Consider the following 10,873-nt stretch of genomic DNA (forward strand, 5'->3'; position numbering starts at 1 on the left):
ATCTGCGAAAACGGCGGGCCGGACGCGCGCCAGCGGCTCCGTGAAACGCTGCCGTCGACACTCGCGGGCGGGCAGGCCGTCACGCTGCTTCGGCAGGAAGAGAACCTCGGATATGCTGGCGGGGTCAACGCCTGCATGGCCACGCGGCCCGATGCGGACGGCTGGTGGATCCTGAACCCTGACACTCGGCCAGCCCCGGGCGCGCTTCAGGCGCTGGTGGACCGTCTGGCTCGCGGGGAGTGCGATGCGGTCGGCGGCGTCCTCTACCAACCTGATGGGCGCGTACAGGCCTATGGTGGCCACTGGAACCCCTGGCTCGCGCGCGCCAGTTCCATCGGGCTGGGAAAGCCGCTCACGACCCGGATCGAGCCGCGCCGGGTAGAGGCCCGGATGAACTATCTGCTGGGCGCGTGCATGTTGATCGGCCGCCGGTTTCTTGAGGCGACCGGCCCGATGCGCGACGATTACTTTCTCTACGCCGAGGAGGTTGAATGGTGTCTCCGCGCACGATCTCGGGGCTTGCGCCTCGGCTTCGCGCCTGATGCGCGGATTTGCCACGGGCAGGGCGGTACGACCGGCTCGGCCGCCGACATTCACCAGCGGCCGCTGCTGCCGATCTATCTTGATGAACGCAACAAGCTCCACGTGGTGCGCGATACGACTCCCGCTCGCCTGGCAGTCGCGATCCCCTTTGCCCTGTCGCTGACATGGGCGCGGTTCGGCCGGCGTCGTGCAATGCGGCAATGGAAGGATGCGATGGCTGGCTGGTGGGCAGGGGTCTGCAACGAGCGCGGTATGCCCCGCTGGCTGTCGTGACCTTCGGCCGCACGGATCGGGGCCGCTCCGGACGATCCATCATTCCCCACCGGCGATCATTCATACCAGCCGGTATGAAATCTGTTGACGGTTCTTCATCTGCTCTCTATACCGCCTGGTACACAAACCGGGTGTCCGCTGAAGACCTTCCGCGCCGCTCGTAACTTGAAAACCAGCTTTCCCTGGGCGGGCCGCGATGCGTGCGGATCGGTCAGTGATCGCGTGCGGCCAGAGGGGATCGACATGGCATATTTGAATTTCGACACGCTGGACGCCGGCCTGGCCCCGCCCGCCGTGACGATTGCCCCCGCCGAAGAGCCGGTCCTTACCGCGAAGGACAGGGCCAATGCGGCGGCTGCGCGGCTCAGCGCCCTCGAATGGTCGGTTGTCGCGCTGGCGCGGCGTGACACTCTTTCGTCGCTGCGGGTGCCGGGGCGTCTGTCCAGCGCCATGGCCTCGCTGTTCCGGCAGAACAATCCGCGGCTCGCCGATGACCGGCTGGAGGCGCTCCGCCGCATGGCCGTCCTCGCGTGGCACCACAGCTTCCAGGTTCCCGTCAGCGAGCTGCGCGCCTTTTTCGCGGCCGGCTTCACGGTCGGTCAGTATGAAACCATGATGGCGAGTATCTCGGCTTCGACGAGCCGCGATCGCGCTCGCCGCCGCCGGCTTTGATCAGGCGCCTGGCAGGTCGTGCGCCCGGCCTCGGATGCCAGCCCGATCGTCAGGGCATCAGCACGGGCAAAGATTTTCCCTATAATAACGCAACTTGCGTACACGTGATCGGAACGCGCAGCTGACACGCGACGTTGTCAGGCCATTCATCAGGAGGATGAGATGGCCGAGACGATCGACCCTGTGCGCGCAGATGATGCGCCGCTCTCCACGTCAAAACACGGGTCTGCCGCAGTTGATGCCGCGACCCAGACTTATGGTTCGCCCGAACAGGGCGATGCGGATCAGCTGGTCGGCCGAACGGTCACGATCAATCGCCCGCGCGCCGAGCTCTACGCCTTCTGGCGAGACTTCACCAACCTGCCGAGCTTCATGGACAATGTGGAGCGTATCGAGATTCTCGACGATCGCCGGTCTCACTGGACGGTGAAGGCGCCCGGCGGCGGCCATGTCGAGTGGATCGCGCGGATCACCGATGAGCGCGAGGGCGAATATATCGCCTGGGCCTCCGAAGAGGGGGCGGACGTGCCGAACAGCGGCCGGATCGAGTTTCGCGACGCGCAGGCCGATCGCGGCACCATCGTCACCGCCACCATCCTTTATGATCCGCCTGCCGGCATCATCGGCAAGGTGATCGCCAAGATGTTCCAGCGGGAGCCGGCCATTCAGGCCCGTCGCGACCTGCGTCGCTTCAAGCAGCTCATGGAAACCGGCGAAGTCGCCACCGGCGCGCGCAATCGCCGCCTTCTGGAAGAGGGGAAGAACTGATGCGAGCGCTTACCTGGCACGGCAAGCATGACGTCCGCGTCGATACGGTGGACGATCCGGAGATCCTCAATCCCCGCGACGCCATTATCAAGATCACATCCACCGCGATCTGCGGCTCCGACCTTCACCTCTACGATGGCTATATTCCCACCATGCAGTCGGGCGACATCCTCGGCCATGAATTCATGGGCGAAGTGGTCGAGGTGGGCGCCAAGTCCACGCTGAAGAAGGGTGAGCGGGTCGTCGTGCCGTTCACGATCTCCTGCGGCTCCTGCTATCATTGCGGGAAGCAGCAATATTCCGCGTGCGACAATGGCTTGCCGGCGGACAATCAGGATATTGCCCAGACGCTTTACGGCCAGCCCATGTCCGGGCTGTTCGGGTACAGCCACATGACGGGCGGCTATTCGGGCGGTCAGGCGGAATATGTCCGCGTGCCCTTCAGCGATGTCGGCCCGATCGTCATCCCGGATGGGGTGGAGGACGAAAAGGTGCTGTTCCTGTCCGACATTCTGCCCACCGGCTGGATGGCGGCGGAGAATGCGGAGATCGAGCCCGGCGATACCGTCGCGGTGTGGGGCTGCGGGCCGGTCGGGCTCTTTGCCGTTCAATCGGCCTTCCTGATGGGCGCCGAGCGTGTCATCGCGATCGACCATTTCCCCCGCCGACTGGAACTGGCGCGCAGGTTCGGCGCGGAGACCATCAACTTCGAGGAAAGCGCCACCTATGAGGCGCTGATGGAGATGACCGGCGGCATCGGCCCTGACGCGTGCATCGATGCGGTCGGGCTGGAGGCGCACGGCCTGTTCGTCGACAATGTCATCGATCAGATCAAGGCGTCCACGTTCCTGGGAACCGATCGGCCCCACTCGATCCGTCAGGCGATCCTCGCCTGCCGCAAGGGCGGCCGTGTGTCGATGCCAGCGGTCTACGGCGGGTTCGTCGACAAATTCCCGCTCGGCGCCTTCATGGAGAAGGGGCTGACGATGAAGACCGGTCAGACCCATGTGCAGCATTACCTGCCGGGCCTGCTGAACGCGATCATGGAAGACAAGATCGATACGACCTTCCTGATCAGCCACACCCTGCCGCTTGAAAATGCACCGGACGGCTATCGCATCTTTCATGACAAGCAGAACGAAGTGACCAAGGTCGTGTTGAAGCCCGGCCTCGAGCGCGTCGAACTCGATATTTGAGGAGAGACGGACATGGCTGGCAAACTCGGCATCGTAACGGGTGCATCCACCGGTATCGGCTTCGAACTTGCGACGATCGCGGCGCGGGAGGGCTATGATCTGATCGTCGTCGCCGATGAGCCGCTGATCGAGGCGGCGGCGCGGGATTTCGAACAATTCGGGACCGAGGTTCAGGCGGTCGAGGCGGACCTTTCCACCATCGACGGCGTGGACCGGGTGCTCGCCGCCGCCGGCGATCGCCGCATCGAACTGCTCTGCGCCAATGCGGCGATCAGCAAGGGCGGTCCGTTCCTGGACGAGAGCGTCGCCGACTGGCGGCATTCAATCGACACGAACGTCACCGGCACCGTCTATCTGCTGCAGAAGGTGCTGCGCGACATGGTGGCGCGCAACTCGGGCAAGGTGCTCGTAACGGGGTCGATCGTCGGCTATATCCCCGGCAGCTTCAACGCCATCTACAATGCCACCAAGGCGTTCATCGACAACTTCACCGAAGCGCTGCGCAACGAGCTGAAGGACGTGGACGGGGTCACGCTGACAACGCTCATGCCGGGTGCGACCGAGACGGAATTCTTCGCCCGCGCCGACATGCTCGACACCTCGGTCGGCCAGAGCAAGAAGGCCGATCCGGAAAAGGTCGCAAAGGACGGCTGGGATGCGCTGATCGCCGGCAAGGGACACATCGTGTCCGGCCTTGGCAACAAGCTTCAGGTGCTGGCGTCGGGGATCGTGCCGCAATCGACGCTTGCCGAACTGCACCGTGGCATGGCGGAGCCGGGATCGGGCGATAGCAAGGAATGACGTAGGCGATGGCGTCCGCTCCCATTGGCAGGGGCGGGCGCGTCATTCCCACGGTCAGCCGCTTATAGCGCGTCGATGCGCTCGCCCAGTCGGTCCAGCATGGCGCTGACCAGCGGCTCGTCGATCGAAGCCCAGCCGCCAAAATCAAGCGCGACCCGGCGCGAGGTGCTGAACGCGCTGAAGCTCGACAGGAGCAGCAGCGCTTCCAGCTTGTCCTCTTCTTCGATTGTTTCACGCGCCCGCGCCGCCGCGACGAGCGCCGCGATCAGGGCCAGGCCCGGCTTCCAAAGGTCGCGGTAAAGCAGGTCGTGCGCCAGGCCGGTGCCGTTCATTTCTCTGATCATGAACGTCAGCCAGGCATCGTCGCCCGCTGAATCGAGCAGCATGGCCGCAAGCGTTGCCATCACTCGCTTCAGGGCGGCGCGGGCGACGTCGGGCTCCTTCGGCAGCCGTACGTCGCTTGCATCGGCACCAGGCCGCATCCGCTCGCGATATCGTTCCACGACAGTCTCGGCGCAGGCGCGGTACAGCCCCTCCTTGCCCCCGAAATGATAAGCGATGCCGGGCAGCGCCACACCCGTCCGCGCGGCGATGTCGCGCGTGCTCGTCGCCTCGAAGCCGTTGCTCCCGAACAGTGCAAGCGCGCTCTCGATCAGCCGCTGCCGCGTCTCCGCGCTGCTGCGATACGGCCCGCGCGGGCTGCTCTTCCGGGGCATCGGACCATTGCTCACGCGCGCGGGCATAGAAGAGGCGGGGCTTGCGGAACAGCCCGTGTACGCATAAACCAACTTCTATCGTATGATCGTATTTGAAGGTGGGTCCAATGGCGTCCGAGTTTAAGGGCTACCAGGTTGATTATCGCCGCCCGGTGGGGGAGCCCGCGCTGGTTGCGCCCACATCGCCGCAATGGCGCGTGTTCAAGAACCCGGTGGCCATCGCCATCGGCGGGGTTGCCGCCGTGCTGCTGGAATTTGCCGATGCGCGGATCCGGTCGGGGGTGTGGGATCATTCCACCTACAAGGTGGATCCGATCGGCCGGTCGAAGCGCACCGGCATCGCCGCAATGGCCGGCGTGTTCGGGCCGGCCAGTGCCGCCCGGCGCATCATCGGCGGGGTCAATCGCATGCACCGCAAGGTTGTTGGCGAAACGCCCAAGGGCGAGGCGTATCAGGCGCTCGATCCCGAACTGCTCGACTGGGTCAGTGCAACGGCCACCTATGGCTTTCTGGAGGCGTACCATCGCTTCGTCGCGCCGGTGAGCGAGGAGGACCGTCGCGCCTATTATCGCGACGGGGAGCCGATCGCGCGCCTCTATGGCGTGGAAAATCCGCTCCGCAGTGACGAGGATTTCTTTGCCATGTTGAACAGGCTGCTGCCCCGGTTCGAGGCGCATCCGATCAACCTGGAATTCCTTGACATCATTCAGTCCGGCAAGGCGGCGCCGGCCGTTCCCAGGATGCTTCATCGGGCGCTCGCGCGCGCGGCCATTTCGCTGTTGCCTCCTGAGGTGCGGCAACGGCTGGAGCTTGGCGCGGAATATGATCTGACGCGGACCGATACCCTGCTGCTGCGAACGGCGGGCAAGCTGGCGGACATGGTGCGCAGCCGCCAGTCACCCGCCTGGCAGGCCGCGCAACGCCTTGGCTTGCCCGGAGAGTTCGCCTGGCTCTCGCCGGCGCAGCAGCAACGAATGCTTGGAAGTCGCTCGACGGCCCGCGCGGAGGCGACGGCAACCCTGACATAGATGTCAGGGAGCGCGCCTGACGCGCGCTGCTACAGACATTGCATAATGACACCCGAAATGGGTGCTGCCTGATAATTTTGGGAGGGGATTTCATGGCCAAGATGGGTCGTACGCGTATTGCGCTTCAAGTCGGCGCCAGCATGTTCGCGGTGATTGCGGCAGGCGCCGCTCAGGCACAGGACACCGCCGCGGTTCAGTCGGATACGACCGTCACACAGCCTGCCCCTGCCAATGCCGCGCCAGCCGGGACGGCCGCCGCACCCGCGCAGGAAACGGCGCGCGATGACGTCGGTATTGGCGAGATCGTCGTCACGGCGCAGCGTCGCGCGGAATCGATCAACCGCGTCGGCATCTCCGTCCAGGCGCTCGAGTCCGAAACGCTGCAGGAGCTGCGCGTTCAGAACGTTCGCGATCTTGCCGCCGTGGTGCCCAGCTTCACGGTGGCGCAAAGCTATCAGGGCGTGCCCACCTACACGCTGCGCGGCATCGGGTTCAATTCGATCAACCTATCCGCGCAATCGACCGTTGGCACCTATGTCGATGAGGTCGCCTACGCTTATCCGATCATGAACACCGGCCCGCTGATCGACATCGAGCGGGTGGAGGTGCTGAAGGGGCCGCAAGGCACGCTGTACGGCCGCAACACCACCGCTGGCCTCATCAACTTCGTTACCGGCAAGCCGAGCGAGGACGCGTCCGGCGCCATGTCGGTGGACGTCGGCAATTACGAGACGTTCAACGTCGGCGGCTATGTCACGGGTCCGATCGCGGAGGGCGTTCAGGCGCGCATCGGCTATCGCGTCGATCTCAGCAATGACGGCTGGCAGGTCAGCAACAGCCGCCCCGACGAGCGCCTCGGCCGGGTGAAGCGCTACGGCGTGCGCGGGTCGCTCGCGCTGCAGCCCGGGCCGTTCGAGATCGATCTCTCCGCCACTTATTGGGTCAACAAGTCGGATACGGTCGCCGGCCAGGCGATCGGCTTCACTCCCGCGACGACGCCCGGCGGCGGCGGCGCGGCCAGCAACTTCAACGCGCCGGGCGCTGCGGCCTATATTGCCGCGAACTTCCCGACCAACGGCAAGCAGGCGGACTGGGCGCCTTATGCACGCCGTTCGGCGGACATCGGCCGCGGCGCTGGCCTCAAGGATCCGCTGCAGGAGAACAATTACTTCCTCGGCCTGAAGGGGCGGGTGCAGCTCGATGTCGCGGACAATGTCCGCGTCGTGTCGCTGACCAGCTATAATGAGTTCGATCGCGAGGCGACGTTCGACTGGTCCGGCATCCCGAACGAAGTGCTGATCCAGGAGGCTGACGGGCGCATCAAGAGCTTCGGTCAGGAGCTGCGCGTCGAAGGCGACGGCCCGGGCTACAATTGGCTGGTCGGTGGCTATTATGCCAAGGACACGATCGAGGATACCAACCGGACGCTGCTGGGCGAAAACGCCAACTCGGCCCTGATCCGCTTCGCCACGGCGCAGCTCGTCAACACGCCCATCAACACCTTCGGCTACACGCTGGCGGACGCCGCGACCACCTTCCGCACCTATCGCGATGAGGGTTCGTTCGACACCCGTACGTGGAGCATCTTCGCCAATGGCGATTATGCCTTTTCCGATCTCATCAAGCTGACGCTCGGCGCGCGCTACACGCAGGATCTGCAGAAGTTCACCGGTTGCTCGCGCGATTTCAACGGCAGCATGTTGACCAACATCAACCTGTTCAACCGTGGTCTTTACCAGCGGCTGTTCAACCCCACCGGGGGCCTCGCTGCACCGATCGGGCTGAACGAGTGCAACACCTTCAATCCCGCGACCAACAGCTTCGGCGTGGTCAATTCGCGGCTCGACGAGGATAATTTCGCTTGGCGCGGCTCGCTCGACATCACGCCCAATTCCACCACGCTGATCTACGCCTCGATCTCGCGCGGTTACAAATCGGGCACCTCGCCAATCAACGCGGCCAGCAACGCGCGCCAGAACCTGCCCGCGCGGCAGGAACAGCTGACCGCCTATGAAATCGGCGCCAAGCTGGGATTCCTTGATCGCAAGGTTCAGCTGAACCTCGCCGGCTTCTATTACGATTACAAGGACAAGCAGATCAGCGCCTATTTCGCTGATCCGATCTACACCGCGCTTGCCCGGCTGGATAATATTCCCAAGTCCGAAGCTTACGGCATCGAGGGCGAACTGACCGTCCGGCCGGCGCGCCCGCTGACGCTGATGGCGAACGCTCTTTGGCTGAAGACCCGGATCAACGGCTATGTCGGCACCAATGCGGCCGGTCAGCCGCAGGATTTCGACGGCGCGCGGTTCATCTACAGCCCGGAATGGACCTTGTCCGGCACGGCGCTATTCGATCAGCCGTTGAACGATGATGTCAGCTTCACCGCCAACACCAACGTGCGCTGGCAGTCGCGTCAGACCACGATCTTCGAATATAACCCGCTCTATGACATCAAGGCCTATACGGTCGTGAACGCCGGCTTCGGCGTGAAGGCGGCCGACGAAAGCTGGGCCCTGAATGTCTGGGCGCGCAACCTGTTTGACGAATATTACTGGAACGCCGTCGCCAGCAATGCGAACATTGTGGTTCGTTTCCCGGGGCAGGTGCGCACCTATGGCGCCACCGCGACATTCCGGTTCTGACGAGCGATAGGAGCGGATAACAGCATGACTGACTTGCCGACGACCTTCGGCGAAGCGCTGGCCCGGCATGCGGCGGAACGGCCGCAGCAGGTGGCGCTACGCTTCGAGGATCGGGTTACCGATTATGCGACGTTCGATCGTCACGTGACTCAGATCGCCAATGGCCTGCTGGCCATGGGGCTGAAGAAGGGCGATCGGGTCGCATATCTCGGCAAGAACAGCGATTGGGCGGTCGAGCTGGCGCTCGGCACCGCGCGCGCAGGCATGGTGCTGGTGCCGGTGATCTGGCGGCTCGCCCCGGCGGAGGTGGACGGGATCCTGAGGGACTCCGCCGCCGCCGTGCTGTTCGTCGAGCCGGGGTTCAGGCGCCCGTTCGCGGCCGAGCAGGTCGTCGTCTTGGACGAAGGCTTTGCCCGCTGGCGTGATGTGCAGAGCGATGCCGCTCCGCCCGTTTCGGTGACGGAGGAGGATATCGTCCTCCAGCTCTATACGTCCGGTACCACCGGCGCGCCCAAGGGCGTGATGCTCAGCCATGCCAACGGCATCCGCCAGCGCAGGAACCAGATCGAGGCGAAGATCGAGTGGCTCCTCGCCGAACCGGGTGACACGACCATCATCGCCATGCCCTATGGCCATATCGGCGGCGTGGGCGTGGCGCTTGGTGCGGTGAACAGCGGGCAGGAACTGATCATCCACGCCGAATATGATGCCGGCGACGTGATGGATGCGATCGCTGAACATCGCGTGCGCCGCCTGTTCCTGGTGCCGGCCGCGATCGGCCTGATGTTGCAGCATCCCAAGGCTGCCACGGCTGATTTCTCGTCCATCGAAACCCTGTCCTATGGCGCCAGCCCGATCCCGCTTCCGCTGCTGCAGCAGGCGGTGGAGCGGATGGGCTGCGGTTTCGTCCAGGTCTATGGCATGACGGAAACCTGGGGATCGATCGTGGCGTTGCCGCCGGAAGATCACCTGCCGGGCCGCGAGCACAAGATGACGGCCGCGGGCAAGGCGCTGCCCGGCGTCGAGCTCAAGATCATCGACGAGGACGGCAATGATCTGCCCCCAGGCGAGATTGGCGAGGTGGCGATCCGCAGCCCCAACAACACGGGCGGCTATTGGAACAAGCCGGAGGAAACGGCCAAGGCGCTGATTGGCGATGGCTGGCTGCGCACCGGCGATGCCGGCATTCTGGACGAGGAGGGCTATCTCTTCATCCAGGACCGGATCAAGGACATGATCATCACCGGCGCCGAGAACGTCTATCCGGCCGAGGTGGAAAGCGCGATTTACGGGCACCCGGCGGTGGCTGACGTCGCCGTGATCGGCGTTCCTGATCCGAAATGGGGTGAGGCGGTCAAGGCCATGGTGGTGCTGAAGCCCGGCGCCATTTGTGATGAAGCTTCGATCATCACGCATGCGCGGGAGCGGATCGCCGGCTTCAAATGTCCGAAGAGCGTGGAGTTCATCGAGGCGCTGCCACGCAATCCATCGGGCAAGATCTTGCGGCGCACCTTGCGCGAGCCCTTCTGGGCAGGACACGAACGGAGAGTGAATTGACCGCCTTTGCACGAACCGACGAACAGCGGATGCTGGCCGAGACGCTGGACGCGTCGCTCGGGGCTGGCGACGCTGATTGGGAAGCAGCGGTCACGGCTACCGGGCTCGACTCGCTTGGCGTGCCGGCGGAAGAAGAGGGATTGGGCACCGACCTACGCGACGCGGCGGTGGTCGCGGCGGCGTTCGGCCGTGCCAACGTCGTCTTGCCCTGGGCGGAGCATTGGGTGGCAACCCGGCTTGGCGCTCGCGGCGCTGGTGCGCCGCGTGCGGACAGCCCGGCGGCGGTGCTTGCCCTGGCGAACAGCGAGGACAAGCGCCGCTGGGCGGAGGACGCGCTGACGGTGCTGCATTGCGCGGAAATCGTGGGCCTCGGCCGGTCGATGCTGCGCGACGCCGCCTTGTTCTCCAAGGAGCGCAAGCAGTTCGGCGTGGCGATCGCCTCGTTCCAGGCCCTGCGCCATCGCATGGCCGACATGGCAATGATCTTGGAACAGGCGGATGCGATCACTGCCATCGCGATCACCGCTTTCGACAGCGACGATCAGGCCCGGGCACGTGCTGTTTCGGCGGCCCGCGTGGTGTGTGACGATGCTGCGCGCCTGGTGGGGGAGGGCGCGGTGCAGATCCACGGTGCGATGGGGCTCACCGCCGAATTGCGCCTCGGCGGGTACTTC

General features: G+C 64.7%; 10 protein-coding genes. 9 read left to right on the forward strand and 1 reads right to left on the reverse strand.

Annotated features, from left to right (window positions below):
• From AX702_RS23585 to AX702_RS23565, 5 genes are all read left to right on the forward strand, one after another.
• Positions 1-816: glycosyltransferase (locus tag AX702_RS23585; protein ID WP_066775358.1), on the forward strand; the 816-nt coding region annotated here is incomplete at its 5' end.
• Between the two features lie 243 nt (positions 817-1,059).
• Complete coding sequence (locus AX702_RS23580) at positions 1,060-1,488, forward strand: hypothetical protein (RefSeq protein WP_066775355.1); 429 nt, start codon at positions 1,060-1,062, stop codon at positions 1,486-1,488.
• A gap of 162 nt (positions 1,489-1,650) precedes the next feature.
• Positions 1,651-2,256, forward strand: coding sequence for an SRPBCC family protein (locus tag AX702_RS23575; protein ID WP_066775352.1), 606 nt, complete (start codon positions 1,651-1,653; stop codon positions 2,254-2,256).
• Complete coding sequence (locus tag AX702_RS23570; RefSeq protein WP_066775350.1) at positions 2,256-3,452, forward strand: zinc-dependent alcohol dehydrogenase; 1,197 nt, start codon at positions 2,256-2,258, stop codon at positions 3,450-3,452. Before AX702_RS23575 ends, AX702_RS23570 begins: the two co-directional genes overlap by 1 nt.
• A gap of 12 nt (positions 3,453-3,464) precedes the next feature.
• Positions 3,465-4,253, forward strand: a complete 789-nt coding sequence (locus tag AX702_RS23565; protein WP_066775345.1) for an SDR family NAD(P)-dependent oxidoreductase — start codon at positions 3,465-3,467, stop codon at positions 4,251-4,253.
• A gap of 62 nt (positions 4,254-4,315) precedes the next feature.
• On the opposite strand, the gene AX702_RS23560 is transcribed toward AX702_RS23565, so the two are convergent.
• Complete coding sequence (locus AX702_RS23560) at positions 4,316-4,969, reverse strand: CerR family C-terminal domain-containing protein (protein ID WP_197420456.1); 654 nt, start codon at positions 4,967-4,969, stop codon at positions 4,316-4,318.
• A 107-nt stretch (positions 4,970-5,076) separates the two neighbouring features.
• Here AX702_RS23560 and AX702_RS23555 point away from each other — a divergent pair, with 107 nt between their 5' ends.
• The 4 genes from AX702_RS23555 to AX702_RS23540 form a co-directional block, all read left to right on the forward strand.
• Positions 5,077-5,997: an oxygenase MpaB family protein gene (locus tag AX702_RS23555; protein ID WP_066775339.1), complete on the forward strand. Its 921-nt coding sequence runs from the start codon at positions 5,077-5,079 to the stop codon at positions 5,995-5,997.
• Positions 5,998-6,089: 92 nt separating this feature from the next.
• Positions 6,090-8,642 carry a TonB-dependent receptor gene (locus tag AX702_RS23550; protein WP_231731682.1) on the forward strand — a complete coding sequence of 851 codons (2,553 nt, stop codon included), beginning with the start codon at positions 6,090-6,092 and terminating at the stop codon, positions 8,640-8,642.
• Positions 8,643-8,666: 24 nt separating this feature from the next.
• On the forward strand, positions 8,667-10,199 hold the full coding sequence (locus AX702_RS23545; protein ID WP_066775336.1) for a fatty acid--CoA ligase: 1,533 nt from the start codon (positions 8,667-8,669) through the stop codon (positions 10,197-10,199).
• Positions 10,196-10,873, forward strand: a 678-nt coding sequence (locus AX702_RS23540; RefSeq protein WP_269450364.1) for an acyl-CoA dehydrogenase family protein, incomplete at its 3' end; no start/stop codon positions are given. The genes AX702_RS23545 and AX702_RS23540, both read left to right, overlap by 4 nt.

Origin of the sequence: Sphingomonas sp. CCH5-D11 (assembly GCF_001557395.1) — a bacterium.
Taxonomy (GTDB): domain Bacteria; phylum Pseudomonadota; class Alphaproteobacteria; order Sphingomonadales; family Sphingomonadaceae; genus Sphingomonas.